Genomic DNA, 25,682 nt, shown 5'->3' on the forward strand with positions numbered 1-25,682 from the left:
CTCCTGCGCGGCGCGGCGACGCGCCCGGGAGCTGACGGGAGAGCGCCCGCATGCTCGACAACGAGCCCAACGCCGGGGCCACTGGCCCTGACGGGGAGACAACTGAACAGCCCAAGGTGACCAGGCGCCGCCGTTCCGCGAGCCGCCCGGCGGGTCCTCCGCCGGAGCTGCCGGAGGAGCCGGCCGCCACCGCCCCGATCACCGTCGCGGCCGCTCAGGCCGCGCCGTCGGTTGCCGACGTGCAACCGGTGCAGACCAACGCCGTGCAGCGCGCTGCCGGAGAACCCGCGCCCGACGCCGGGCGTGGCCGGAGAACCCGGGCCCGCGCGGCGGCGCCCGAAACGCCGGCAGGCCCGGCCGGAGCAGCCGAGGGCGGCCCGGAGGGCGTTCAGGCACAGGCCGGCGCGCCCGAGAGCGCCGTGGCTGGAGCCGGTGCGCCGCAGGGTGCCTCCACTGTGGCCGGTGCGCCGCAGGGTGCCTCCGCTGTGGCCGGTGCGCCTGAAGCCGCCGCGACCGGTGCCGGCGCGCCCGAAGGTGCCGCGGCCGCTGCTGGCGCGCCTGAAGGTGCCGCGACTGCCGTCGGCGCGCCTGGTGGCGCCGCTGCCGGGGCCGGTGTTTCTGAAGGTGCCGTGGCGGGGGCCGTCGTGCCCGAGGGGCCGGGGCCGCAGCAGGCCGAGAGCCCTGCCGCCTCGCAGGCCGGCACGTCGGCGGAACCCGCCGTGGAGCCCGTCGTGGCGCCGGTCGTCGAGCGGCGGGAGGCCGCCGGGCAGGTGGCCGGTGCGGCCGAGCCGGTCGTGGCGCCCGTGGTGCGGAGTCCGGGCGCGCCGGAGGCCGAGAGCCCCGCGTACGCGGGTGGCCCGGCCGACGCCGACGAGGTGGCCAGTGTGGTCGAGGCCGCCATGGCCGAGGCCGTGGTGGAAGCCGCCGACGTTCCCGAGGAGAAGCCCAAGAGGGCCACGCGCACGCGGTCCACCGCGACCACGACGCGCCGCCGTACGACCAAGAAGGCCGAGCCGGAGGTCGCGGGAGCGCTCCCGGAGGAGGAGGCCGAGGCGCCGAAGCGGCGGCGTACGCGGAAGAAGGCCGAAGAGGTCGTCGTCGAGGCGCCGGCGGGCGCCGACGTCGAGGTCGTCGCGACGCCCTCCGACGTCGAGGTGGCCGTCACCGTGCCCGAGGCCGCCGAGGCGGCCGACGAGGACATCCTGGAGATCCTGCCCGAGGACGAGCCGCTCGACGACGAGCCCGCCGGCGAGGACCTCGACGAGGACGTCGACCGGCCGAGCCTGCTCGCCGACCCCTTCGGGCTGAGCGCGCGCAGGCACGACGAGCCGGGCACGGCGTTCCAGCGTCCCGCGGCCATCTTCGCGCCGCTGTTCCAGGCCCCGGACCCCAGCCAGGGCAAGCCCGCCGTGATCCGGCGGCCCGAGCCGGAGCCGGAGCCCGAGGAGATCGAGGAGCTGGTCGACGAGACCGTCGTCGAGGACGAGGGTGACCTCGACACCTCCGACGAGCAGGAGGAGGAGGAGGGCGGCGGCCGTCGTCGCCGGCGCCGTCGTGGCGGCCGGGGCCGCGGCAAGTCGCGCGAGCGTGACGAGGCCGAGGACGGCGAGGAAGGCGACGAGGAGGAAGGCGAGGACCAGGGCGAGGAGGCCCAGGAGGAAGAGGGCGCCGGCTCGCGTCGCCGTCGCCGTCGTCGTCGCCGTGGCACCGAGGAGACCCTGGAGCCCTCCAGCGACGACCCGCCGAACACGGTGGTGCGCATCCGCGCGCCGCGTTCCGGCCGTGCCGCCTCCCTGGAGACCGCCACCGACGGCGTGCAGAGCGTGCGCGGCTCGACCCGCCTGGAGGCCAAGAAGCAGCGCCGCCGCGAGGGGCGCGAGCTCGGCCGCAGGCGTCCGCCGATCATCACGGAGTCGGAGTTCCTGGCCCGCCGTGAGTCCGTCGACCGCATGATGGTGGTGCGCCGTCAGGGCGACCGTACGCAGATCGCGGTCCTGGAGGACGGCGTGCTCGTCGAGCACTACGTCAACCGCGAGGCCAGCCAGTCCTACGTCGGCAACGTCTACCTGGGCAAGGTCCAGAACGTGCTGCCGTCGATGGAGGCCGCGTTCGTGGACATCGGCAAGGGGCGCAACGCCGTCCTGTACGCCGGTGAGGTGAACTTCGACACCGCCGGGCTGGAGGGCCAGCCCAAGCGCATCGAGGCGGCGCTGAAGTCCGGCCAGTCGGTGCTGGTGCAGGTCACCAAGGACCCGATCGGCCACAAGGGCGCCCGGCTCACCTCGCAGATCAGCCTGCCCGGCCGCTACCTGGTGTACGTGCCGGACGGGTCGATGACCGGCATCAGCCGCAAGCTGCCCGACAAGGAACGCACCCGGCTCAAGAGCATCCTGAAGAAGGTCATGCCGGAGAACGCCGGTGTGATCGTCCGCACCGCGGCCGAGGGCGCCTCCGAGGACGAGCTGGCCCGCGACGTGGCCCGGCTGTCGGCCCAGTGGGAGAACATCCAGAAGAAGGCCAAGTCGGCCAGCCCGCCCGAGCTGCTGTCGGCCGAGCCCGACCTGACCATCCGGGTCGTGCGCGACGTGTTCAACGAGGACTTCACCTCGCTGGTCGTGCAGGGCGACGACGCCTGGGACACCGTCGACGACTACGTCAAGTACGTCGCGCCGCACCTGGCCGAGCGCCTGTCGCGCTGGGACACCGGGCAGGGCGACGTGTTCGAGTCGTACCGGATCGACGAGCAGCTGGGCAAGGCGCTGGAGCGCAAGGTGTGGCTGCCGAGCGGCGGCTCGCTGGTGATCGACCGTACCGAGGCGATGACCGTCGTCGACGTCAACACCGGCAAGTTCACCGGCCAGGGCGGCAACCTCGAGGAGACCGTCACCAGGAACAACCTGGAGGCGGCCGAGGAGATCGTGCGCCAGCTGCGGCTGCGGGACATCGGCGGCATCATCGTGATCGACTTCATCGACATGGTGCTGGAGTCCAACCGCGACCTGGTGCTGCGGCGGCTGCTGGAGTGCCTGGCGCGCGACAGGACCAAGCACCAGGTCGCCGAGGTGACCTCCCTGGGCCTGGTGCAGATGACGCGTAAGCGGGTCGGTCAGGGGCTGCTGGAGGCGTTCTCGACGGCCTGTGAGTGCTGCAACGGGCGCGGGCTGATCGTCTCGACCGAGCCGGTCGAGGCCAAGCCGGAGCCGCGCGGCACGCAGGGCAAGATGGCGATCGAGAAGGCGGTCTCGGACAAGGTTTCCGCGGCCAAGGACTCCGCCAGCCGTGATACCGTGACCGGTGCGCTTGATGACGTCCCGGCTGAGGACGACCAGGCCAGCCAGACTTCCGGCAGAGGGCGGCGACGCTCCCGCCGAGCCAAGTCCGCCGAGTAGCCTCGGCAGGCTTCCGACGATCCGTCCGGTTCGCCTAGGGCACCGTTAAGCGGTACCCTGGTGAATCGGTGCGTCAGGTGACGTGCCCTGTTGGCGCGCTTACTCGGTTCGTCGGTTTGAGACAGGCCGAATGATAGGCGCAGCATTCGGCGGCCGCCTCGATGCGGGGCGGCTGAGGGCAACAGCGAGTCAGTAGAAGGGTTCCGCGGTGTACGCGATCGTTCGTTGCGGCGGCAGGCAGCAGAAGGTCTCCGTCGGTGACGTCCTCGAGGTGGACAAGGTCGCCGGCGAGGTCGGCTCTTCGGTTACGCTGCCGACGGTGCTCGTCGTCAACGACGGCGATGTGACCACCGAGGCCGGCAAGTTCACGGTCAGCGCCGAGATCCTCGGTGAGACCAAGGGCCCGAAGATCCGCATTCTCAAGTACAAGAACAAGACCGGTTACAAGAAGCGCCAGGGTCACCGTCAGCGGTACACCCAGGTGAAGATCACCGGTATCGACCAGGCCTGATCGGGAGTTTGAGAGATGGCACACAAGAAGGGCGCGTCGTCCACCCGGAACGGCCGTGACTCCAACGCTCAGCGCCTGGGCGTCAAGCGCTTCGGCGGCCAGCTGGTGAACGCGGGCGAGATCATCGTTCGTCAGCGCGGCACCCACTTCCACCCCGGCGACAACGTCGGCCGTGGTGGCGATGACACGCTGTTCGCGCTGGCCGCCGGCCACGTGCAGTTCGGCGTCAAGCGCGGTCGTCGCGCCGTCAGCATCGTTCCCGTCGCGGAGTAATCAGCTTCGCTTCGGTGTTGCTTCAAGGGGTGGATCGCCTGTCGATCCACCCCTTAGGCGTTTTCTGGGGGCCCTGCGGGGGCGCCATGTTGTGATTGATCTTGTATTGCCCTGGTGGGCTTGATGGAGGAGAGCTGGATGCCGGACTTCGTGGACCAGGTGGTCCTGCACGTCAAGGCCGGTGACGGAGGGAACGGGTGCGCCTCCATCCACCGGGAGAAGTTCAAGCCGCTCGGCGGCCCCGACGGGGGGAACGGCGGCCGTGGCGGCGACGTGATCCTTGAGGTCGATCCCAACACCGCGACCTTGCTGGACTACCACCGCCGTCCCCATCGCAAGGCCGACAACGGCAAGCAGGGGCAGGGCTCCAACCGCGACGGCGCCAACGGCGACGACGTGATCCTCGCCGTCCCGAACGGGACCGTGGTGAAGGACGCCAACACCGGTGAGGTGCTGGTGGACCTCGTGGGGGCCGGCACCCGGTACGTGATCGCGCAGGGCGGTCACGGCGGGCTCGGGAACGCCGCGCTGGCCACGTCCCGGCGGAAGGCGCCCGGGTTCGCGCTGCTGGGGGAGCCCGGCGACGGGCTCGACGTCATGCTGGAGCTCAAGAGCGTCGCCGACGTGGCGCTGGTCGGGTTCCCCAGCGCCGGCAAGTCGTCGCTGATCGCGGCGCTGAGCGCGGCCAAGCCGAAGATCGCGGACTATCCGTTCACCACGCTCATCCCCAACCTGGGGGTCGTGACGGCCGGCGAGAACGTGTTCACGGTCGCCGACGTGCCCGGGCTGATCCCGGGAGCCTCGCAGGGCAAGGGGCTCGGGCACGAGTTCCTGCGCCATGTCGAGCGCTGCGACATGCTCGTGCACGTCATCGACTGCGCGACCATGGAGCCGGGGCGCGACCCCGTCACCGACTACGAGGTGATCGAGGCCGAGCTGCGGGCGTACGGGAAGCTCGAGGACCGGCCGCGGATGATCGTGCTGAACAAGGCCGACGTGCCCGACGCGCGGGAGCTGGCCGACCTGGTCAGGGCCGAGTTCGAGGAGCGGGGGCTGCAGGTCTTCGTCATCTCGGCGGCCACGCACGACGGGTTGCGGGAGCTCACGTACGCGATGGGCGAGTGGGTGGCGGCGGCCAGGGCCAACAAGCCGGTCGAGGAGCCGACCCGACTGGTGATCAGGCCCAGGCAGCTCGGCGAGGCCGGGTTCAAGGTGCGGCGGGTCAACGAGAACATGTTCCAGGTCACCGGGGAGAAGCCCGAGCGGTGGATCCGGCAGACCGACTTCAGCAACGACGAGGCCGTCGGGTACCTGGCCGACCGGCTCGAACGGCTCGGCGTGGAGGATGAGTTGGTCAAGGCGGGCGCCAAGGCGGGGGCCGAGGTGGTCATCGGGCCGATGGAGGGCGGATACGTCTTCGACTGGCAGCCGACGCTCAGCGCCGAGTCGGTGCGGCAGGGGCCACGCGGCTCGGACAACCGCCTGGGCTGACCGCTGCCGGCGGCTGCCGGGAGCGACGGTCGTCTTGGTGTGACTGCCGTCCGGTGTGGTCGCCGGCTGGTGGCCGTCGTATGGGGTGGCCGTTGGCTGGTGTTGCCGTGTGGTGTGGTCGCCGGCTGGTGGCCGCCGTTTGGGGTGACCGTCGGCTGGGACCCTCGTATGGGTGACCCAGGCGGCGGGCGGGGCGCGAATGTGCCCGTCGGTGGTTCTCGTGGCGGGATCGCTGCGGGTTCCACGGGGGTGAAGCGGCCGGGGGTGGTGGTCGTGGGGGGATCGCCGCCCTTCTGTGCGGGCCGGCCCGGCGGTGGTGGCCGTGCGGTGGGACCGCTGTGAGTCCACAGGGGGGGCGAAGTGTCTGGAGGCGGTGGCCCAGCGGTGGGTCGCTGAGGTCTCTCGGGGGCGACGGCCCTGGGGGCGGGGGCGTACGGGGGACCGCCGGTGCGGCACGCGGCGGTCGCGGTTCCGCGGGGGGTGAAAGCGGGACGGAGGTGGGGGTGGGGCGCGGATAGGCTGTCAGGCGTGCGGGAACAGATCAGCTCAGCGTCGAGGGTCGTCGTCAAGGTCGGCTCCTCCTCGCTCACCACCCCCCAGGGCATGATCGACGTGGACCGGGTCGACGCCCTGGTCGACGTCCTGGCGGCGCGGCGGCGTGCCGGGGCGCAGATCGTGCTGGTGTCGTCGGGAGCGATCGCGGCGGGTCTCGGCCCGCTGGGGTTGTCGGCGCGGCCACGCGACCTGGCCACCCAGCAGGCGGCCGCCTCCGTCGGCCAGGGGGTGCTGGTCGCGCGCTACACCTCCTCCTTCGCCCGCTACGGCCTGCGCGTCGGCCAGGTGCTGCTGACCGCCGACGACATGATGCGCCGCGCCCACCACGCCAACGCCCAGCGCACCCTGGCGCGGCTGCTGGAGTTGGGCATCGTGCCGATCGTCAACGAGAACGACACGGTCGCGACCGACGAGATCAGGTTCGGCGACAACGACCGGCTCGCCGCGCTGGTCTCCCACCTGATCCACGCCGACGCGCTGGTGCTGCTGTCCGACGTCGACGCTCTCTACGACGGCCCGCCGAGCCGGCCCGGCTCGCGCCGGCTGGCCGAGGTGCGCGGCCCCGAGGACCTGGTCGGCGTCGAGCTGGGCAGGAACGGCGCGGCGGTCGGCACCGGCGGCATGGTGACCAAGGTCCAGGCGGCCAGGATCGCCACGGGCGCGGGCGTGCCGGTCGTGCTCACCGCCGCCGCTCACGCCGCCCAGGCGCTCACCGGCGCCGACATCGGCACCTACTTTCACCCCGGCGGCCGCCACCCCGGCACGCGGCTCCTGTGGCTCGCCCACGCCACCACCGGGCGCGGCCGGCTGCACCTCGACCAGGGGGCGGTCGAGGCGATCGTGGGCCGGCGCAAGTCGCTGCTGCCCGCCGGCGTGACGTCCGTGGAGGGCGAGTTCGCCGCGGGCGACCCGGTCGACCTGTGCGGGCCGCAGGGCGGCGTGGTGGCGCGCGGCCTGGTCAACTTCGACGCGGTGGAGATCCCGGGGCTGCTCGGCCGCTCCACGAAGGAGCTGGCCAGCGCGCTCGGTCCGGAATATGAACGCGAGCTGATCCACCGCGACGACATCGTCATACTGGAAACCCGTCACCAGTGAGGAGCACGCGATGTCCGAGGAGTTCCTGAAGGTCGCCCGCGCGGCACGAGAGGCCGCCGCCGAGCTGGCCCCGCTGCCGCGGGCGCCCAAGGACCGGGCGTTGCGGGTGATCGCCGACGCCCTGGTCGCGCACGCGGCCCAGATCGTCGAGGCCAACGCCGAAGACGTCGAGCGGGCGCGGGCCCAGGGCACGTCCGAGGCGATGATCGACCGGTTGCGGCTCGACGAGGCCAGGATCGAGGCCATCGCCGAGGCCGTGCGGCAGGTGGCCGACCTGCCCGACCCGGTCGGCGAGGTCGTCCGGGGCAGCACGCTGCCCAACGGGCTGGAGCTGCGGCAGCTCAGGGTGCCGCTGGGCGTGATCGGCATCATCTACGAGGGGCGTCCCAACGTCACGGTCGACGCCGCCGCGCTCTGCCTCAAGAGCGGCAACGCGGTGCTGCTCAGAGGCTCGTCGAGCGCCTACTCGTCCAACACGGCGCTGGTGCGGATCATGCAGGAGGCGCTCGCGGGCACGCAGGTGCCCGCCGGGGCGGTGCAGCTGGTGCCCGGTACGACGCGGGAGTCGGTCAAGGAGCTGATGCGCGCCCGCGGGCTGGTCGACGTGCTGATCCCGCGCGGCGGGGCGGCGCTGATCAACTCGGTGGTCGAGGAGTCCACGGTCCCGGTGATCGAGACCGGCGTCGGCAACTGCCATGTCTATGTCGACGCGGAGGCCGATCTCGACCTGGCCGTGCAGATCCTGGTCAACTCCAAGGCGCAGCGGCCGTCGGTGTGCAACGCGGCCGAGACGTTCCTCGTCCACGAGGGGGTCGCCGACGCGTTCGTGCCGAGGGCGCTGCGGGCGCTGGCCGAGGAGGGGGTGACCGTCCACGGCGACGAGCGCATCGCCGGTTACGGCGAGGTCGTGCCGGTCACCGACGACGACTTCGCCACCGAATACCTGTCGCTCGACATCGCCGCCGCCGTCGTCGGCTCGCTGGAGGAGGCCGTGGCCCACATCCGGCGCTACGGCTCCGGGCACACCGACGCGATCGTCACCCGGTCGCAGCCGGCCGCCCGCCGCTTCGTCTCGCTCGTGGACTCCGCGGCCGTGGCGGTGAACGCCTCGACCAGGTTCACCGACGGCGGCGAGTTCGGGTTCGGCGCGGAGATCGGCATCTCCACGCAGAAGCTGCACGCGCGTGGCCCGATGGGCCTGCCGGAGCTGACCTCCACCAAGTGGATCTACACGGGAGAAGGGCATCTGCGCACGTCAGAAGGCACTGTGGTGCCCGGACCGGCTTGCGGTTAGTCGGCGTGTCGGGCTGACCGGCGGCCCGCGGCCTCGGTTGACTGGGTGTCATGGAAATTGTCGTCGCCCTTGTCTTCTCGGCCGCGGTGCTGTTCGGCGCCGACCGTCTGCTGCTCTGGCTGGAGAGCCGCGGTCACGTCAACTGGCGCAGGAAGGGCCGCAAGCCCCTGGCCGAGGAACCCACGACCGAGCTCGACAGCATGCTCTCCGACCGTTCACCCCGATAAAGGTTCAACGGCTCCGGCGCGCCGCGGGCGTCAACTGTCGTCCCAGCGCTAGGGTTGTGTCCCTTATGGGCGCGCCGGGCGGGGAGGGACGGTGAGCAAGCTCGGCAAGGTCGGGCCGTACAGCCTGGTCGAGCGGCTCGGCCGAGGCGGCATGGGTGAGGTCTACCTCGCCACCACCCGCCGTGGCGAGCAGGTCGCACTCAAGGTCCTCCACGACCTGGCCGAGGACGAGATGTCCCGGGTCAGGCTGGAGCGCGAGGTGCGCGCGCTGCGCAGGGTCGAGAGCCCCTACGTGGCCAAGGTGCTCGACGCCGACCTGAGCTGTGCCCGGCCCTACCTGGTCATGGAGCACATCGAGGGCGTCACGCTGCTGGAGCGCGTACGCCAGAGCGGGCCGCTCGACCTGGGCCAGCTCGTGCACATGGCGCAGGGCATCGCCGCGGCGCTGGCCATCATCCACGCGGCCGGGGTCGTGCACCGCGACCTGAAGCCGGGCAACATCATCATGGGCACCGAGGGGCCGGTCCTCATCGACTTCGGCATCGCGCAGGTGCTCGACGCGACCCGGCTCACCATGACGGGCACGTTCCTCGGCACGCCCGGCTACACCGCGCCGGAGATCTTCGCCGACGAGCAGGTCGACTCGCCCGCCGACGTGCACGCCTGGGCCGCGACGGTGGCGTTCGCGGCGACCGGGCGGCCCACGTTCGGGCGCGGCACGGCCGAGGCGCAGATGTACGCGGTGCTGAACGGGCAGGCCGACCTCAAGGGCGTGCCGGTGGCGCTGCTGCCGCTGGTGCGGGCGGCGCTCAACCGGGAGCCCGGCAAGCGGCCCACCGCGGCGTTGCTGGCCGACCGGCTCTCCCGGCTGGCCAAGGCCACGAACGGGCCCGACGGCGACGCGCCCGCGGCCGCCGAGGAGGCGTCCAGGGGCGAGAGCGCACGAAGCCGGGCGAACGGCACGACGGCCGAGGTCCCCGCGCCCCGCGGCCGGGCCGGCACGGAGGGCAAGACGCCCGTGCCGCGCGGCCGTACGGGCACCGACGGGAAGACGCCCGTGCCGCGCACGCGTACCGGCGGGGACGGGAAGACGCCCGTACCCAGGAACCGGACGGAACCGCCCACGGCGCGCAACCGGACGGAACCGCCCGCCGCGCGGAACCGGGCCGACGGCGCGACCCCGGCCGCGCGCCCCAGACCGGGCACGGACGGACCGGCCTCCGCCCCTCGCCCCAGGACCGGCACGGAGGGCACTCGCGCCAGGACCGGCACGGAGGGGACACGTCCCCGCACCGGCACGGAGGGCACGCGCACCCGCACCGGCACGGACGGCACGCGGGCCAGGACCGGCGCCGACGGGACCCGGGTCAGGGCCGACGGCGCGGTTCCGCCGCCGCGGGGCAGGACGAACACCGACGGCAAGGCCGCCACGCCTCGCACCAGGACCGGCGCCGACCCCAAGACGGGCCCGCGCGCGCGGGCGACGGCGGCCGTGCGGAGCAGGTCACAGGACGGCCGGCGGACCAGGCTCAGAGGCGAGGCGCCGACCACGCTGCCCGCGGGCAACACGGCTCTGCTGCTGCTCGCGGTGCTGGCGGTGCCGTGCGTGGTGACGTCGGTGATCTGGCCGATCGCCTCGATCGCCATCACGACGGCGTTCGTGGTGCTGACCAGGACGCTCTGGATGAGTCATTGGCTGGTCAGGAAGCGCAGCGCGCGTCGCATGCGGATCGCGCTGCGCGTGTTGCTGTTCCCGTTCGCGCTGACCGGGGCGGCGGCGACCGCCGTGGTGTGGCCGGGAGTGCCCGTCGCGGTGGCGTCGGGCGGTGCGCTCTGGGTGACCGGTGGCGGTCAGATCGACTCCGACTGGTGGCAGCAGCCGGCGCCCGTGACGGTCGCGGCGGTGGTGTTCGGCATGTTGTGCGGCGGTATCACCGGGCGCGAGATCGAGCGGATCGGCGGCAAGCTGCCGGAGTTGCGCAGGGAAGGGCTGCGCGCACTGGCCGTGCTGGGCGGGTTCGTCGCCCTGTGCGCGGCCGCCGTGCGCGCGATCGCCCTCCTGCTGTAGGCGGCGAGGACGGCCGGCCGGTCAGCCCTGGCCGCCGTCGCGGCGCGAGAAGCGGTTGAAGATGCGCTCGCCCGCGTTCACCGCCCCTTCGGCCACGTCGCGCAGCACGCCGATGAAGGGGTCCTGCGACTGGGACCAGGAGGCGCGGTAGGACTCGGCCGCCGCCTTGATCTCGTCGGTGACGCGGGCGTTGGCGTCGTCCTCCCTGCGGGGGTAGTCGCCGCCGATGATGCGGTCGTACTCGCCGCTGCGCTGCCACTTGTCGAGCTCGGCGACGCGCACCACGGCGAACGGGTGGGTGGTGCCGAGCAGGTTGAGCACCTTGAGGAAGCCGTCGCGCAGGTCGCCCGCGGTGTCGTACTCCTGGTACTGCGCCAGGAACGCCTCGATGTTCATCTCGTGGGTGTAGGCGCCGCCGGCGAGCTTCATCAGGGCGCGCTTGGCCGACTCGGGGTTCTGGGCGGTCAGCAGGCCGCCGCGGTCGGAGGAGAGCTCCGACTTGCGGTACCACTCCTCCAGGCCCGCGACGATCGCGCGCAACCCGATGTAGCCGAGCGGGATCCAGGCGACGCGCGTGGCGAGGCGGGTGAGGATGTCGAGCATCGTCCGGTAGACCGCGTGACCCGACAGGATGTGCGAGGTCTCGTGGCCGATGACGAAGCGCTGCTCCTCCTCGTCCATGAGGTTGAGCAGGCCGGTGGTGACGACGATGAACGGGTCGTCGAAGCCGATGGCCTTGGCCTGGACGTTCGGGTCCTGCTGGACGTAGATCTCCGGGATGCGGTGCAGGTCGAGGATGTAGGCCGCGTCGCGCCCCATGTCGTACAGGGAGCGGAACTGGGTCTCGCTGACGCGCACGGACGACGCCAGGTACATCAGGCGAAGGCGGCGCTCACTCACAAGACCGGACATCTGCTTGAGAACCGTGTCGAACCCACTCAACTTACGCAGAGCGACCAGGGCGGACCGGTCTGCGGGGTGTTCGTAGGCTCGGGACGAGATGCCGGGCAGTTGGACGCGGTTGCGGTCCGGGGTGGTCGTCATGCCCGGCATGCTACGTCCGCAACGGATGTGATGCGCGGACATCACCAAGGGGGGTGCCGTCATGTTCGGGTACCGCGTCCGCGTAGGGTCCGACTCATGATGAACGCGCCTGGGGTCCAGGGGAAGCGGCGGGTGGGTGTGATGGGCGGGACCTTTGATCCCATCCACCACGGCCACCTGGTCGCAGCAAGCGAGGTCGCCCATCACTTCGACCTCGACGAGGTCGTGTTCGTGCCGACCGGGCGGCCGTACCAGAAGTCCGGACGCGAGGTGTCGGCGCCCGAGGACCGCTATCTGATGACGGTCATCGCCACGGCCTCCAACCCCCGCTTCTCCGTGAGCAGGGTGGACGTCGACCGCCCCGGCCCCACCTTCACCATCGACACGCTGCGGGACATCTCCAACGTCTACGGCCCGCAGACGGATCTGTACTTCATCACCGGCGCCGACGCGCTCGGCGCGATCCTCGGCTGGCAGAACGCCGACGAGCTGTTCGAGCTGGCGCACTTCGTGGGCTGCACCCGCCCCGGGCACACGTTGCACGACCCCGGGCTGCCCGAGGGCAGGGTGACCCTGCTGGAGATCCCCGCGCTGGCCATCTCGTCGTCGGAGTGCCGTCAGCGGGTGGCCAAGGGGGAGCCGATCTGGTATCTGGTGCCGGACGGAATCGTGCAGTACATCAACAAACGAGGGTTGTATCACGGGGAAGGCTGAAGCTCTCCGCGCCGTGGGTGAGGGGTTTCGGCCTGGAAGGGTACCCTCGGTATATGGGCATGCTGCCGACACAGGAGGACAGACCCGCATCGTGACCGCATCCGACAGATCCGTTCAGCTCGTCCAGATCGCCGCCGAGGCCGCGGCCGACAAGCTGGCCGATGACATCCTCGCCTACGACGTGAGCGAGCAGCTCGTCATCACCGACGCCTTCCTGCTCTGCTCCGCCACGAACGACCGCCAGGTCCGCGCCATCGTCGACGAGATCGAAGACCGGCTGCGCACCGAGGCCGACGCCAAGCCCGTGCGCCGCGAGGGCGAGCGCGAGGGCCGCTGGGTGCTGCTGGACTACATCGACATCGTCGTGCACGTCCAGCATGAGGAAGACCGCACGTTCTACGCGCTTGAGCGCCTGTGGAAGGACTGCCCGGCCATCGGCCTGCCGGAGAGCGTCATGCTCGCCAACATGCAGCGGGCCCGCAGTTGAGCAGGCGGATCGTCTGCCTCCGCCACGGACAGACCCTGTGGAACGTGGAGCACCGCTTCCAGGGCCACTCCGACATCCCGCTCGACGAGACCGGCGTCGCGCAGGCGGCCAGGGCCGCCTCGCTGCTGGCCTCGCTGCGGCCGACCCTCATCGTCTCCTCCGACCTCCAGCGCGCCCATGACACGGCCCTGGCGCTCGGCAGGCTCGTGGGGCTCGACGTGACCGTCGACAAGGACTTCCGCGAACGCGGCGGCGGCCAGTGGGAGGGGCTGACGCGCGACGAGATCGCCGCGCGCTGGCCCGAGGAGTACATCGCCTGGGAGGCCCCCGACGGCGAGCCCGTCTCGGAGGTCGCGACCCGGGTGGCCGCCTCCATGCGCAAGTGGGCGGCCAAGCTCGACGACGACGGGCTCCTGGTCGTCGCCTCGCACGGCGCCGCGCTGAGGCTCGGCATCTGCGAGCTGCTCGGACTGCCCGAGGAGCTGTGGCCGGCGCTGGGCGGGCTGGGCAACTGCTCCTGGTCGGTGCTGCAGGAGGGCCGTCAGGGCTGGCGGCTGCTCGAACACAACGCGGGCACCCTGCCCGAGCCCATCAGCAGCGACGACCGCCCTGACGCGGAGGCGTAGCCGACCGGCTCAGGCCGGCTGCGCGGGGCGGCGAGCGCCCTGCCGGGGGTGGTCCGGCAGCGTGACGGCGCTCGCGGCCTTGTCCGTCATCCGCTTGACCATGCCCTTGCCCGGCAGGTACGGCAGCATGCGCATCATCTGGTTCCGCAGCCGGATCCGCGCCCGCGTGCCCGGCACGAGGTATTTGTCGGCCCCCTCGGCCTGCTTCTGGCACACCTCGACGTACGGTCTCATCCGCCGCTCGTAGGCGTCGAAGGCGGCACTGTGGTCGCCGGGGGCCGCGGCCAGCTCGGCGGCCAGCACGTACGCGCCGATCATCCCGAGCCCCGTGCCCATGCCGCCGGGGCCGGGGGCGTACCCGGCGTCTCCGACCAGCGCCACCCGGCCGGACGACCACCGGGGCAGGACGACCTGGGCGGCCTGCCAGAAGGAGAAGTCCTCGGCCCGGTCCATGGCCGCCAGCAGGGACGGGACCTGCCAGCCCACTCCCCGGAACGCCCGCGCCACCAGGGCCCGCTGCGCCGCCTGGTCGCGGTGGCCGACGTCGAGCGGGGGCGTGGCGAAGTCGAGCGACGCCCTGGTCCGGCCGTTCGTCCGGACGATGGTGGCGCAGCGGCCCGGCACGTTGTGCATCAGGCCGTCGTGGTCCAGCCCGTACGTGCCGGGGACGGAGAAGACGGCGCCGTAGAAGCCGAGATGGCGCAGGGGAGTGGCCGGGAAGGCCAGCTCGCGTACCTTGCTGCGGATGCCGTCCGCGCCGACGACCAGGTCGAACGTGCGGGGCGCGGCCTTTTCGAAGGTCACGTGCACGCCGTCGGGGCGCTCGGTCAGGCAGGTGATCGAGTCGCCGAGGAGGCGTTCGGCGGGGGCGGCCTCGTTCAGGATGCGGGTCAGGTCGCCGCGCAGGATCTCCACGTCGCCGCTGAACACCTCCGACGGCAGCCTGGCCAGCCGTCTGCCGGCGCCGTCGACGATGGCGATGTCGCCCATGCCGGTCTGGGCCGCCCTGATCGGGTCCAGCACGCCCATGCGCTTCAGGACCTCCAGCTGCGGGGCGCCGCGGAAGTCGACGGCCTGGCCGCCGGTGCGCAGGGCGGGGGCGCGTTCGACGACGGTCGGCCGGAACCCGAGGCGGGCCAGCCAGTGGGCGAGCGTGGGCCCGGCGACGCCGCCGCCGGAGATGAGGACGGTCTGCACGGTTGCCTCCTTGGGTAGTGCGCCATGTACGTTGTACGCGTACCGTAGGTTCGGGTTTTCCGGCAGGCAAGAGGGTCGCCCGGCGCACTAGTGCGGTGAGAAGGTGCCGCCGGGTGCGCCGAGCCTGGTGCACTAGTGCTGCGGAAGGGGTGGCCGTGGATCGGCCCGTGTATCTGCGGATCGTGGCGGAGTTGCGCGACCGCATCGCCGCCGGCGAGCTGGCGCCGGGGGACAAGGTGCCCTCGACCCGCCAGATCATCCGCGAGTGGGGCGTGGCGATGGCCACCGCGACCAGGGCCCTCGGCAGGTTGCGCGAGGAGGGGCTCACGCGGGCCGTGCCGGGGGTCGGAACCGTCGTCGCCGGGCCCGTGCGGCGGGCGGCGCAGGACCTCACCGCGCAGCGCGTCGTGCGCGAGGCGATCAGGGTCGCCGACCGGGAGGGGCTGGCCGCCGTGTCCATGCGCCGCCTGGCCGCCGAGCTCGACGCCTCGGCCATGTCCCTGTACCGGCACGTCGCGGGCAAGGACGAGCTGGTCCGGCTCATGATCGACGCGGTCTACGGCGAGGAGCCGCCCGCCGGGCGGCCGCCGCGCGACTGGCGGGCCCGGCTGGAGCTGGAGCTCCGGCAGTTGTGGCGGGTGCACCTGCGGCATCCGTGGCTGGCGCAGGCGGTCTCGCTGACCCGGCCGCAGCTCGTGCCCAACGGCATGGCGTCCACCGAACGGCTGCTGCGGGCCCTGGACGGGCTCGGCCTCGACGCCGGCACCATGCTGCACGGCGTCGTGTCCCTGGTGAACTTCGTCCGGGGCGCCGCCGTGGCCCTGGAGGCGGAGCTGCAGGCGCGTACCGAGACCGGGGTGACCGAGGACGACTGGCTGAGCGAGCACGAAGGGGAGATGGCGGAGTTGCTCGCCTCCGGCGCCTTCCCGACCCTGGCGAAGGTGGTCACGGATCCCGGGGTGGATCTGGACCTGGACTCCGTCTTCGAGTTCGGGCTCCGCGGGCAGCTCGACGGGCTCGCCGTGCTGGTGGCACGGGCGCAGCGGGGACGGCGGCCGGGCGATTAGGCGAAAGGGCGCGGATGGCTATATGCTCTCGGAGCGCCGCAACGGGTGATCCCGCAGCGGTGACCAGGGGCTATGGCGCAGTTGGTAGCGCGCCTCCATGGCATGGAGGAGGTCTGGGGTTCGAATCCCCATAGCTCCACACAGATTGTTTCCCTGGTCCGGGCAGTCAGGCTCGGCCGCGCGTCAGTCCAGGAACGCCGGAGCGCTCCACGTCGTGGCGGGCAGGGCGTTGAGGGCGGCGACGATCCGCTTCTCCTCGTAGACGAAGTGCGATTCCAGCAGGGCCGACAGGCCGTCCAGCTCGGTGCGCACGTCACGGGTGGCGGGCGCGTCGGCGGTCAGCAGGGTTTCCAGGTCGCGCAGGATGGCGGCCACCTGCTCGTGGTCCCGGCGCAGTTCCTCAAGGACGGGGCGCAGCTCGGGGAACTCGGCGGCGAGCACCGGGAAGGCCGTGGCGTCCTCACCGGTGTGGTGGGTGGTGATCGCCGAGCAGAAGGTCAGGCAGTGGGTGCGCAGGTCGCGCAGGGAGCCGCCGCGGCCGGCGGTGTCGCGCAGCCTGGCCAGCTCTTCGCGGAGCCGGAGGTGCACGTCGATCAGCTGGTTGCCGAAGGCCGCCAGACGGCGGGCCGGCTCGGGGAAGTCGTTCATGGTCGTGTCCGATGTCACGGCGCCTCCATGCCCGCGGCGGTCTCCTGGCCGGGTGCACTGCGACGCTGATCTGGGATCAGATCATGCTTTTCGCGGCGAATCAACTCGGCGGGCCGAGCCCCGAAGAGGGCCGGCCCCGGAGCGGCGTGCCCCGGCGTCAGGCGTAGCGCCGGGCCAGCTCCGCCGCCGCCGCGCCCAGGGCCTCGCGCAGCGCGGGCGGGGACAGCACCTCGACGTCGGTCCCGAGCCGCAGGAACTCGCCGAGCGCGTGGTCGTGCGACTCGATCGGCAGGGTGACCCGCGTCCAGCCCTCGGCGTCCGGCGGCTCGGCGGTCTCCCGGGCGGCCGCCGCGACGCCGGGCGTCATGAGGTCGGGCAGGCGTTCCAGGCCGCGCGGCGACAGCCGCACCACCGCCTCGCCGCGCCGCAGCCTGGCCTCGAACTCGGCCAGGTAACCCTGCCAGTACGCCGCCAGGGAGAAGTCGTCCGGCCTGGCGAACGTCTCGGGGAGGGCGTGCAGGTCGAGGATCTGGGAGACGCGGTAGGTGCGCACGTGCTCGCCGCAGCGCGCCACCAGGTACCAGCGGCCCGCCTTGACCACCAGCCCGTACGGCTCCAGCCGCCGTTCCACCTCCTGCGGCGCCTTCCACCGCCGGTAGGTGACCTGGACGGCCCGCTCGTTCCACACGGCGTCGGCCACGGCCGGCAGGTACGTGACCGGCTCGGCGTCCCGGTACCAGGAGGGCGCGTCGAGATGGAACCGCTCCTGGATGCGGCCCGCGCGGTCGCGCAGCTCGACGGGGAGCGCGGCCATCAGCTTGAGCTGGGCGGCGGTCACCACCGCGCCGAGGCCCAGCTCGGCCGCCGGCCCCGGCAGCCCGGCCAGGAACAACGACTCGGCCTCGTCGGTGGTCAGCCCGGTGAGGCGGGTGCGGTAGCCGGCGAGGAGCTGGTAGCCGCCGTTGGGCCCGGCGTCGCCGTAGAGCGGGATGCCGGCGGCGTGCAGGGACTCCATGTCGCGGTAGATGGTGCGGACGGAGACCTCCAGGCGCTCGGCGAGGTCGTGGGCCGTCATGCGGCCGCGCGTCTGCAACAGCAGCAGGATCGAGACCAGGCGGGAGGCGCGCACGGACACTGACACTACATGTCAGTGACCCGGCCGTACGTTCGCCCGCATGAACGACTTCGACTTCCTCGCCGGCACCTGGGACGTGGTGAACCGCAGGCTCCTCAAGCCGCTGGCCGGCAGCGACGAATGGGACGAGTTCCCCGGCCGCTCGGTCGCGACCCGGCACTTCGACGGCGCGGCCAGCTTCGACGAGATCGCCTTCCCCACCAAGGGCCGGCACGGGATGACCGTGCGCGTCCGCAACCCCGCGACGCGGCAGTGGTCGATCTACTGGGCCAGCAGCGCGACCGGCACGCTGGACACCCGGCCCATGGTGGGCGCGTTCACCGGGAACCGGGGCGAGTTCTACGGCGAGGAGACCCACGAGGGCCGGCCGGTGCGCTGCCGGTTCGTCTGGACCGTCGTCGACGAGCACCGGGCCAGGTGGGAGCAGGCCTTCTCGGCGGACGACGGCCAGACCTGGGAGACCAACTGGACGATGGACTTCACCCGGGCGTCCTGAGCGAGCGGCTTCGTCCAGGCCTCAGGACGCCTGGCCGCGCACCCACAGGACCGTGGCCACGGCCACCACCGCGACCAGCAGCAGGAGCCCGCCCACCAGGACCACCCACCGCCAGGCCGACTTCGGCGGCGGCGGGGGCTCGTACAGGGGGACGTCGGGGAGCATGTCGGGGGTGTAGGGCAGGCTCTGCGTGTACGGCGCTTCCGGGGGGCCCTGGGGAGGGTGCTCCGGGTGCGGGACGCGATGTCGGACGGTCTGGTTCGGGTCCGGCTCCTGCGGCTCTCGCTTCATGATCCCCTCAGACGCGGCTCTGGAGGTGGGTTTCATCGACATTGTCATACTTGCCGGTGAAACGCGGTCCAGACGTCGGAAGGCTCAGTAACCGCTCTGATCGCCGCCGGGCGGCGGCTGCGGCGGCTGCCAGCCACCCTGGGGACCGCCCTGAGGGCCGCCCTGGGGGCCGGGCTGCTGGTAGGGCTGCTGCTGGTAGGGCTGGTGGTACGGCTGCGGGGGCTGCTGCCAGCCGGGGCCCTGCGGCCGCTCCTGCTGGGGGGCGGCGCGGCGCGCGACGACGGCCCAGATCAGCAGCCCGATGCCGGCCAGGTGGAACAGCGAGGAGATGAGGTAGGCGAACGGCAGGACGGCCATCATGCTGGAGCCGTACGACTCGATCAGCGTCTGGGTCAGGATGCTCAGCACGAGGTTGATCAGCGTGCCGATCAGCAGCAGTCCGCAGCCCGACATGCCGAGGGTGGCCGCGCGGCCCACGTGCCGTCTGTTCATCCCGATCAGGACGATGCCCACCACCAGCAGCAGGGCGGTGATGAGGGTGGGGAGCAGGTTCGTGAGCATGTTGAGGAAACTCATGGGGCGACTCCAGCCAGAAGGGGGACTCGGGCGACGTTACGGGGATCCGCGCAGTTCTTCCACCGCACGGCTGATCGACTGCAGGTCGAGACCGCCCTTGTGCCGGCGGCCGTTCAGGAACAGGGTGGGGGTGCCGCGCACGCCGCTCTCCTTGCCCGACGCCTCGTCGAGCGCGATGCGGGAGGCGTGCCCGGCCACGTCCGCCCAGGGGTCGACGTCGAGCTCGGCGGCGTAGTGTTCGAGGTCGGCGTCGGTGAGGAAACGCTGGTTGTCGTAGAGGATGTCGTGCATCTCCCAGAACCGGCCGCGGTCGGCGGCGGCCTCGGAGACGATGGCGGCGGAGGCGGCCCGGGGATGCAGCGTCCGGATCGGGAAGTGCCGGAAGACCAGCCGGACGTCGGGGTTCCGGCGCAGGATCTCGTCCAGGACGGGGTGGAGACGGCCGCAGTAGGGGCACTCGAAGTCGCCGTACTCGACGATGGTCACCTTGGCGGTCGCCGGACCCCGTACGTGGTCGTCGGGGCCGACCGGCACCGACAGCACGTCGGGCAGCTCCTCGTCGGGCTCGGCCTCGGGCGGCGCGCAGACGCCGCCCCGGTCCCAGGCCAGCCGGAAGACCACCCAGCCCAGCGCGGCGGACAACAACGACCCGGCCAGGATGCCGATCTTGGCCTGGCTCTGGATCGCCGGGTCGTCGAAGGCCAGGTCGACGATGAACAGCGCCACCGTGAACCCGATGCCGGACACCGCCGCGCCGCCCAGCAGCTGCCCCCACACCAGGTTCCCCGGCAGGATGCCCCAGCCGAACCGCAGCGGCAGCCACGTGCCGAGCGAGATCCCGGCGAACTTCCCGAGCAGCAGCCCCAGCGCGATGCCGAGGGAGATCGGCGAGGTCAGCGCCGCCCGCAGGGTCTCGCCGTCGAGCCGCACCCCGGCGTTGGCCAGGGCGAACACCGGCACGATCACGTAGCTGCTCCAGGGATGCAGGCGGAGCTGGAGCCGTTCGTTGACCGAGACGGCGCGCTGCACGCGCCGCGAGGCCTCCCTGGCCGCCCGCGCGCTCGGCTCGGTGGTGAACTCCTGGACGGCCTCGCCCGCCAGCAGCAGCTTCTGGTCGCTGGGGGCGTAGACGAACACGAGGACGCCGAGCGCGATGCCCACGAGCGTCGGATGGATGCCGCTCTCCAGCGTCGCGACCCACAAGCCGAACCCGAGCGCGATGTAGGCCGGCGCCCGCCAGATCTTCAGCCAGCGCAGCAGCACGATCGCCGCCAGCAGCACGACGGCCGCGACGAGCGCGGTGAGCTGGAGGCTGGCCGTGTAGAAGATCGCGATGATCATGATGGCCAGCACGTCGTCCACGATGGCCAGCGTCAGCAGGAACGCCCGCAGCGGATCGGGACAGCGCGCCCCGACGACGGCCAGCACGCCCAGCACGAACGCGGTGTCCGTGGCGATCGGCACACCCCACCCGCCCGCGCCTGGGCCGCCGAGGTTGAGCGCGAGGTAGACGGCGGCGGGCACGAGCATCCCGCCGAGCGCGGCCACGGCCGGGACGGCGATCAGCCGCCGGTCCCTGAGCTGCCCGAGCCGCACCTCGTAGGAGACCTCCAGGCCGATCAGGAAGAAGAACACGCTCATGAGGCCGTCGTTGACCCAGTGGCGCAGGTCGAGGGAGAACACCGCGTCGCCGAACGAGATGCCCATGGGCAGGTGCCAGAACGACTCGTAGGTCCCGGCCCACGGCGAGTTGGCCCAGACCATGGCCAGGGCGGTGGCCACGAGCAGCACGCTCGTGCTGCCCGCCTCGGTCTTGAAGAACGCCCGCAACATCGTCAGATCTCCCCCCGGAGATCCGATCTTAGAACCCGCCCCTAAGGCGGCCGGGCCCGGCGGGGGTGTTCCCCGCCGGGCCCGGATGTCACAGGTTGCGGAGATAGGCCAGGGACGGCGCGAAGAAGTACTCGCCGCCCTTCATCGTGATCGTCTGGGCGACCTGCGCCTGCGGGGCCGACGGCTCGGCCCGGCCCCACACCTTCGGCCAGCTCACCTTGACGTCGCGGGCTCCCTGCCCGATGAGCGGGTCGTGGCCGGTCGCCGGGTTCTGGAAGTCCTCGTTGTTCGCCCAGCTCTGCTGGGTGAACTCGAACTGGGCGAGCAGGCTGCTGTTGAACGCCATGAACAGCAGGCCGACCTCGCCGCTCGGGCGGGCGCCGGGCGGGGAGTCGTCCCAGGGGTCGTCGGTGCGGTCGCCGTAGGTCTGACCCCGGCGGGCCATGAGGACCTCACGGCCGAACGATCGCGGGTTCGTCTTCCTGATGTGCCCGCTGAAGGGGCACTTCGAGCCCGGGTCGTCGTCGAAGGTGAAGTCGTTGGCCACCGGGCCCCCGCCCGGCTTCTGCTTGAGCGTGACGGGGGTGCCGTCCTTGAAGCGGCCGACGAGCAGGGCGCCCGCGCGGTCCCGGTCGGCGCCGAGCAGGCCGAGGGCGTCGGCCAGGTCCTGCTCGATCTCCTTGAAGGCCCGTACGTTCTGCTCCAGCTTCCTGAAGACCAGGTAGCTGCCGAAATGCCGCTCCGGGTGCGGTGCGAAGGGGTCGGCGACCAGGATGTTGGAGAGCGGGAAGGCGGGGTCCCAGTGCTCCCTCGGCTCCTTGTCCACCTCGTCCCGCACGAACAGCGGCTGGCTGCGGCCGTCCACGTACCCGAAGTGCTCGATGCCGTCGCCGGCGGGGTTGCGCATGCCGTGGCCGGTCTCCTCGCCGAGCAGCCGCGCGCTTGCGGGCAGCTCGCCCAGGATCTCCTCGCGCAGCTCCTCGACCCGGTCCTGGCGGGCGTCGCCGATGAGGATGACGGCGTGGATCTCCCGCTGGTAGGCGGGCTCCCACTCCGTCACCGGCGGGTCGTCCAGCTCGGCGCCGCGCCGCTTCATGCCGTCGCGGAACGCCTTGTCGCCGAACCTGCGCACGTCCTCGACCGAGTGGCCCAGGTCGCGGTAGCCGGCCTTGCTGATGCCGATGCCGACGTACGGCGTGCCGCGCCGGCCGTTCGCGCCGAACTCGCGCACCTCCTCAAGGTGCCGGCGCGCCGACTTCATCTTGGTGACGGCGATGTGCCGCAGGAACGCCTTTCCCGCGGCGACGTCGTTGAACCTGACGAACAGCACGGACAGGTGCTCGCGCACGTGCGCGCGGAGAATGTTGGGCTGGAGATTGTCCAGCATCTCCTTGGTGTCCGCGTCGAGCTTGGCCGAATCCCAGGCCAGGGGTTGTGCGTTGTTCAGGTCGACAGCCATTGTCGCCGAATCCTTTCCCCGTTTCGAAATGAATCGGGCCCCCCTGCATCTGTACGACTCCCGGGAATGCGAGAAAGTTTCCACTTGATCAGGTCAGTTCGATTTCCTGATCAAACCCCGCGGACCCGTACATAATGTCCGGATGAAGAACCGGGGCTGGGGACGTTCCAGCGGCACCCGCGACACGCTGCTGCGCACGGCCCGCGAGGTCTTCCTGGCCAAGGGGTACGCCGAGGCCACCGTCGCCGACATCGTCGAGACGTCGGGCATCAGCGTCGGCAGCCTGTACCACCATTTCGGCGGCAAGCCGGGCCTGTTCCTCGCCCTGTGGGAGCAGTTCATGCGCAGCCAGGAGGAACGCACCTCCCGCGCGGCCAAGGCCACCGCCGGCGCCGGCGAGGAACGGTTCCTGGCCGGCGCCCGCGCCTATCTGGAGGGCTCGTGGGAGCAGCGCGACGTGGCCAGGCTGTTCCTGGAGAACGACGGCCCGGCCGAGTTCACGACCCTGCGCAGGCAGCGCGGCTGGGAGTGGATCGGCGGCAACAAGCGGCTGCTCGGCCTGGCGGACACGCCGGAGGGCAACGTGCTGGTCGTGCTGCTGACCACGGTGATGGGAGAGGCCGGGCGCGAGGTGGCGGCCTGCGAGTCCGACGGGGACGCCCAGGTGACCATCGACGAGGTGATCCGGATCGTCCGCCGCATGCTGGCTACGACGGGCGGCGTACCGCGGCCTTCTCCCTGAGGACGATTCCGCCGGCCCCCCGCGATGCGAGCGTGTAGCCCATGGACGCACTGCGCAAAGCCCTCGGCGTGCTCTCCCTGGCCTACGCGCTGATCTTCGCCGGGGCCGCGCTGCTGCACTCGGGCGTCACGGTCGGCCCGCTGTCCCAGCCGGTCGTGCCGCCCGCGGTGGTCGTGGAGACGTTGTGCGCCCTGGGCCTGCTCGCCGGCGGTCACGGCGCGCTGACCCGCCGCCGGTGGGCCTGGGACGGCCTGGTCCACACCCACGCGGGGGCGCTGGGCGGCGTGCTGATCGGCATCCTGGCGCTGGCCCTGCACCCGTCGGCGGCCACGGCGCTGAGCACCTGGTTCCACGACACGATGGCGGTGCTGCTGGCCGCCGGGCTGGCCGGGGCCTTCTACGCCTCCAGATCGCGCAGGTGATCGGCCGCCTCGGGCAGCTGGTCCTCGGTGAACACGCGGACGCCGTGCGCTTCGAGCAGGGCGGTGGTCACCCCCTGGCCGGGCACCCGCCGGCCGCCGAACGTTCCGTCATGGATGGCCAGCGCGCCGCACGAGGGGCTGCCCTCCTTGAGCACGGCCAGCCGGACGCCGGCCGAGCGGGCGGCCTCAAGCGCGGCCCGCGCCCCCGCGACGAACTCGGCCGTCACGTCGGAGCCGTCGCTCGCCAGCACGCGGGCGTCGCCGGAGAGCACCGCCGCGCCGCCCGCGCCGCCCTCGATCTCGGCCGCCGGCCGCGGAACGGGCAGCCCGCCCGCCACCTCGGGGCAGAAGACCACCAGCCGGCCCTCCGCCCGCCAGCCCGCGAGCAGGGCGTCGGCGCTGGTCTTCGCGCCGCCGTCGTAGCGGACCCGGCGGCCCATCAGGCAGGCGCTGACGAGGATTCTCTGCACGTCCCCGATCCTATGAGCGCGATCGGCACCAGCGGGACGCCGGCGAGGGCGACCCGCACGGGCGCTAACCTGTGTCGCGATGAACACCACCGTCGCCACGATCGTCATCGTCGGCTCACTGCTGCTCATGCTGGCGAGCCTGGTCGTCGCCGTCCGCGACCGGCCCATGGGCATGGTCCTGCTGGTCGGCTTCGCCGTGCTGGAGGTGGCGATCCTGGTGCAGGCCGGGTTCGTGATCGCGGCGGTGAGCGGCGGCGAGGGGCCGCCGGAGAAGGCCACGCTGTTCGGGTACATCGGCGGTCAGGTGCTCATCCCGCCCGCCGGGGTGTTCCTCGCGCTGGCCGAGCGCAGCCGGTGGGGCACGGCGATCCTGGTCGTGGCCGGGTTCGCGATCGCGGTGATGAACGCGCGGCTGCTGCAGATCTGGCAGGGCGTGGCGTGAGCGCCCCGATCGGCACCGGCCCCGGGCGCGCGCTGGTCGCCGTCTACGGGCTGTTCTCGCTGGCGGCCGGGGCGCGGGCGGCGGTGCAGATCGCCACCAGGTTCGGCGAGGCGCCGCTGGCCTACGCCCTGTCGGCGTTCGCCGCGCTGGTCTACGTCGTGCTCACCGTCGCCCTCGTGCGCGGCGCCCGTCGTCTCGCGCTCGGCGCGCTCGTCATCGAGCTGGCCGGGGTGCTGCTGATCGGCACCGCGAGCGTGGCCGATCCGGCCGCCTTCCCCGACGCCACGGTGTGGTCGTCGTACGGCAAGGGTTACCTGTTCATCCCGCTCGTGCTGCCCTTCGTGGGGCTCTACTGGCTGCTGCGCAGGCGTTAACGCCGGGCGTGCGCGGGCAGGGACAGACCCCATGAGCACGATCGAGCACTCAGTAGACGTCAACGTCCCGATCCGCGTGGCCTACAACCAGTGGACCCAGTTCGAGAGCTTCCCCGAGTTCATGGAGGGCGTGGAGTCCGTCAAGCAGATCTCCGACACGCTCACCGAGTGGGTGGTCGAGATCGCCGGGGTCCGTCGCGAGTTCCAGGCCGAGATCACCGAGCAGCACCCCGACGAGCGCGTCGCCTGGCGCGGCACGGACTCGCCGCACCACGCGGGCGTCGTCACCTTCCACCGCATCGACGCCGACACCACCAAGGTCACCCTCCAGATGGAGTACGACCCGGAGGGCGTCGTCGAGACCGTCGGCGACGCGCTGCAGATCGTCCGGCTGCGCATCAGGAACGACATGGAGCGGTTCAAGTCGTTCATCGAGTCGCGCGGCGGCGAGACGGGCGGCTGGCGCGGCGACGTCCCCGGCGCCCACCAGCACCAGCACGAGCACGGCTCCACCTACGGCGACAGCGGCGCGCCGGTCCCGCCCGGCACCGTCGGCGGCGGCGACTACCCGCCGAGCGGCACCCTGCCGCCCCCCGGCCCCGTTCCCCCGCGCAACCAGCCCCCGGAGGGCCCGAGCCCGGTCCTGTAGGACGGGATCTTTCCCCGAGAATCTCAGCCCCCGCCCCGGGGGCTTTCTCATGTCCAGGAATAAAGGGACATTTTGGTCCTGTTAAGGTGGTGATTCGTCCCATGATT

27 protein-coding genes and 1 tRNA gene are annotated in these 25,682 nt (G+C 72.0%); 19 read left to right on the top strand and 9 right to left on the bottom strand.

Annotated features, from left to right (window positions below; translation table 11 throughout):
- Nucleotides 1-629 precede the first annotated feature (629 nt).
- The 8 genes from AB0C33_RS05610 to AB0C33_RS05645 all read left to right on the top strand — a co-directional run bounded on the left by AB0C33_RS05610 (nt 630) and on the right by AB0C33_RS05645 (nt 10,903).
- The gene (locus AB0C33_RS05610) at nt 630-3,389 is read left to right on the top strand and encodes an Rne/Rng family ribonuclease (RefSeq protein ID WP_358283964.1); all 2,760 of its coding nucleotides are present in this window, start codon (nt 630-632) and stop codon (nt 3,387-3,389) included.
- 208 nt (nt 3,390-3,597) lie between these two features.
- Nucleotides 3,598-3,900: a 50S ribosomal protein L21 gene (gene rplU / locus AB0C33_RS05615; protein WP_055506260.1), complete on the top strand. Its 303-nt coding sequence runs from the start codon at nt 3,598-3,600 to the stop codon at nt 3,898-3,900.
- A gap of 15 nt (nt 3,901-3,915) precedes the next feature.
- Nucleotides 3,916-4,173, top strand: a complete 258-nt coding sequence (rpmA, locus tag AB0C33_RS05620) for a 50S ribosomal protein L27 (protein ID WP_012893687.1) — start codon at nt 3,916-3,918, stop codon at nt 4,171-4,173.
- Nucleotides 4,174-4,311: 138 nt separating this feature from the next.
- A complete protein-coding gene (gene obgE / locus AB0C33_RS05625) occupies nt 4,312-5,664 on the top strand; it encodes a GTPase ObgE (protein WP_358283966.1) in 1,353 nt (450 codons plus the stop codon).
- Between the two features lie 519 nt (nt 5,665-6,183).
- Complete coding sequence (gene proB, locus AB0C33_RS05630) at nt 6,184-7,314, top strand: glutamate 5-kinase (RefSeq protein WP_358285914.1); 1,131 nt, start codon at nt 6,184-6,186, stop codon at nt 7,312-7,314.
- Nucleotides 7,315-7,324: 10 nt separating this feature from the next.
- The gene (locus tag AB0C33_RS05635) at nt 7,325-8,608 is read left to right on the top strand and encodes a glutamate-5-semialdehyde dehydrogenase (protein ID WP_358283968.1); all 1,284 of its coding nucleotides are present in this window, start codon (nt 7,325-7,327) and stop codon (nt 8,606-8,608) included.
- Nucleotides 8,609-8,658: 50 nt separating this feature from the next.
- Entirely contained in the window at nt 8,659-8,835 is a 177-nt protein-coding gene (locus AB0C33_RS05640) for a hypothetical protein (protein ID WP_352358003.1), read from the top strand.
- A 91-nt stretch (nt 8,836-8,926) separates the two neighbouring features.
- Nucleotides 8,927-10,903, top strand: coding sequence for a protein kinase (locus tag AB0C33_RS05645; RefSeq protein WP_358283970.1), 1,977 nt, complete (start codon nt 8,927-8,929; stop codon nt 10,901-10,903).
- Nucleotides 10,904-10,924: 21 nt separating this feature from the next.
- On the opposite strand, the gene AB0C33_RS05650 is transcribed toward AB0C33_RS05645, so the two are convergent.
- Nucleotides 10,925-11,956, bottom strand: coding sequence for a M48 family metallopeptidase (locus tag AB0C33_RS05650; RefSeq protein WP_358283972.1), 1,032 nt, complete (start codon nt 11,954-11,956; stop codon nt 10,925-10,927).
- An 87-nt stretch (nt 11,957-12,043) separates the two neighbouring features.
- Between AB0C33_RS05650 and nadD the strand changes: the two genes are divergently transcribed.
- The 3 genes from nadD (at nt 12,044) to AB0C33_RS05665 (ending at nt 13,774) form a co-directional block, all read left to right on the top strand.
- Nucleotides 12,044-12,661 (top strand): nicotinate-nucleotide adenylyltransferase, encoded by a 618-nt coding sequence (nadD, locus tag AB0C33_RS05655; protein WP_358283974.1) that lies wholly within the window; start codon nt 12,044-12,046, stop codon nt 12,659-12,661.
- A 91-nt stretch (nt 12,662-12,752) separates the two neighbouring features.
- Entirely contained in the window at nt 12,753-13,148 is a 396-nt protein-coding gene (gene rsfS / locus AB0C33_RS05660) for a ribosome silencing factor (RefSeq protein ID WP_125639389.1), read from the top strand.
- Nucleotides 13,145-13,774, top strand: coding sequence for a histidine phosphatase family protein (locus tag AB0C33_RS05665; RefSeq protein ID WP_358283976.1), 630 nt, complete (start codon nt 13,145-13,147; stop codon nt 13,772-13,774). Before rsfS ends, AB0C33_RS05665 begins: the two co-directional genes overlap by 4 nt.
- Nucleotides 13,775-13,783: 9 nt before the next feature.
- Here AB0C33_RS05665 and AB0C33_RS05670 read toward each other — a convergent pair whose 3' ends face one another.
- Nucleotides 13,784-14,971 carry an FAD-dependent monooxygenase gene (locus AB0C33_RS05670; RefSeq protein WP_358283978.1) on the bottom strand — a complete coding sequence of 396 codons (1,188 nt, stop codon included), beginning with the start codon at nt 14,969-14,971 and terminating at the stop codon, nt 13,784-13,786.
- A 155-nt stretch (nt 14,972-15,126) separates the two neighbouring features.
- Between AB0C33_RS05670 and AB0C33_RS05675 the strand changes: the two genes are divergently transcribed.
- Both AB0C33_RS05675 and AB0C33_RS05680 read left to right on the top strand, forming a co-directional pair.
- Entirely contained in the window at nt 15,127-16,038 is a 912-nt protein-coding gene (locus AB0C33_RS05675) for a TetR/AcrR family transcriptional regulator C-terminal domain-containing protein (protein ID WP_358283980.1), read from the top strand.
- 66 nt (nt 16,039-16,104) lie between these two features.
- A tRNA-Ala gene (locus AB0C33_RS05680) sits at nt 16,105-16,177 on the top strand.
- Nucleotides 16,178-16,221: 44 nt separating this feature from the next.
- Here the strand turns inward: AB0C33_RS05680 and AB0C33_RS05685 are convergent.
- Nucleotides 16,222-16,704, bottom strand: coding sequence for a hemerythrin domain-containing protein (locus AB0C33_RS05685; protein WP_358283982.1), 483 nt, complete (start codon nt 16,702-16,704; stop codon nt 16,222-16,224).
- A 139-nt stretch (nt 16,705-16,843) separates the two neighbouring features.
- Nucleotides 16,844-17,815 carry a YafY family protein gene (locus AB0C33_RS05690; RefSeq protein WP_358283984.1) on the bottom strand — a complete coding sequence of 324 codons (972 nt, stop codon included), beginning with the start codon at nt 17,813-17,815 and terminating at the stop codon, nt 16,844-16,846.
- A 46-nt stretch (nt 17,816-17,861) separates the two neighbouring features.
- On the opposite strand from AB0C33_RS05690, the gene AB0C33_RS05695 reads away from it, so the two are divergent.
- On the top strand, nt 17,862-18,317 hold the full coding sequence (locus AB0C33_RS05695; protein WP_358283986.1) for a hypothetical protein: 456 nt from the start codon (nt 17,862-17,864) through the stop codon (nt 18,315-18,317).
- A gap of 21 nt (nt 18,318-18,338) precedes the next feature.
- Here the strand turns inward: AB0C33_RS05695 and AB0C33_RS05700 are convergent, their stop codons facing one another.
- The 4 genes from AB0C33_RS05700 to AB0C33_RS05715 form a co-directional block, all read right to left on the bottom strand.
- On the bottom strand, nt 18,339-18,608 hold the full coding sequence (locus tag AB0C33_RS05700; RefSeq protein WP_358283989.1) for a hypothetical protein: 270 nt from the start codon (nt 18,606-18,608) through the stop codon (nt 18,339-18,341).
- A gap of 84 nt (nt 18,609-18,692) precedes the next feature.
- Nucleotides 18,693-19,184: a hypothetical protein gene (locus tag AB0C33_RS05705; RefSeq protein WP_358283992.1), complete on the bottom strand. Its 492-nt coding sequence runs from the start codon at nt 19,182-19,184 to the stop codon at nt 18,693-18,695.
- 36 nt (nt 19,185-19,220) lie between these two features.
- Nucleotides 19,221-21,017 carry a Na+/H+ antiporter NhaA gene (gene nhaA / locus AB0C33_RS05710; RefSeq protein WP_358283994.1) on the bottom strand — a complete coding sequence of 599 codons (1,797 nt, stop codon included), beginning with the start codon at nt 21,015-21,017 and terminating at the stop codon, nt 19,221-19,223.
- 88 nt (nt 21,018-21,105) lie between these two features.
- Nucleotides 21,106-22,476, bottom strand: coding sequence for a Dyp-type peroxidase (locus AB0C33_RS05715; RefSeq protein WP_358283996.1), 1,371 nt, complete (start codon nt 22,474-22,476; stop codon nt 21,106-21,108).
- Nucleotides 22,477-22,618: 142 nt separating this feature from the next.
- On the opposite strand from AB0C33_RS05715, the gene AB0C33_RS05720 reads away from it, so the two are divergent.
- Both AB0C33_RS05720 and AB0C33_RS05725 read left to right on the top strand, forming a co-directional pair.
- Nucleotides 22,619-23,218: a TetR/AcrR family transcriptional regulator gene (locus AB0C33_RS05720; RefSeq protein WP_358283999.1), complete on the top strand. Its 600-nt coding sequence runs from the start codon at nt 22,619-22,621 to the stop codon at nt 23,216-23,218.
- 41 nt (nt 23,219-23,259) lie between these two features.
- Nucleotides 23,260-23,640: a hypothetical protein gene (locus tag AB0C33_RS05725; protein ID WP_358284001.1), complete on the top strand. Its 381-nt coding sequence runs from the start codon at nt 23,260-23,262 to the stop codon at nt 23,638-23,640.
- Here the strand turns inward: AB0C33_RS05725 and AB0C33_RS05730 are convergent.
- Complete coding sequence (locus AB0C33_RS05730; protein ID WP_358284004.1) at nt 23,616-24,110, bottom strand: DUF523 domain-containing protein; 495 nt, start codon at nt 24,108-24,110, stop codon at nt 23,616-23,618. The genes AB0C33_RS05725 and AB0C33_RS05730 overlap by 25 nt on opposite strands.
- A 79-nt stretch (nt 24,111-24,189) precedes the next feature.
- Between AB0C33_RS05730 and AB0C33_RS05735 the strand changes: the two genes are divergently transcribed.
- From AB0C33_RS05735 to AB0C33_RS05745, 3 genes are read left to right on the top strand one after another with little or no spacing between them, the layout of a single operon-like run.
- Nucleotides 24,190-24,552 carry a hypothetical protein gene (locus tag AB0C33_RS05735; RefSeq protein ID WP_358284006.1) on the top strand — a complete coding sequence of 121 codons (363 nt, stop codon included), beginning with the start codon at nt 24,190-24,192 and terminating at the stop codon, nt 24,550-24,552.
- A complete protein-coding gene (locus AB0C33_RS05740; RefSeq protein ID WP_358284008.1) occupies nt 24,549-24,926 on the top strand; it encodes a hypothetical protein in 378 nt (125 codons plus the stop codon). The genes AB0C33_RS05735 and AB0C33_RS05740 overlap by 4 nt, the downstream gene beginning before the upstream one ends.
- Before the next feature lie 31 nt (nt 24,927-24,957).
- Nucleotides 24,958-25,575 carry an SRPBCC family protein gene (locus tag AB0C33_RS05745; RefSeq protein ID WP_357984730.1) on the top strand — a complete coding sequence of 206 codons (618 nt, stop codon included), beginning with the start codon at nt 24,958-24,960 and terminating at the stop codon, nt 25,573-25,575.
- Nucleotides 25,576-25,682 lie beyond the last annotated feature (107 nt).

Origin of the sequence: Nonomuraea sp. NPDC048881 (assembly GCF_040649795.1) — a bacterium.
Taxonomy (GTDB): domain Bacteria; phylum Actinomycetota; class Actinomycetes; order Streptosporangiales; family Streptosporangiaceae; genus Nonomuraea.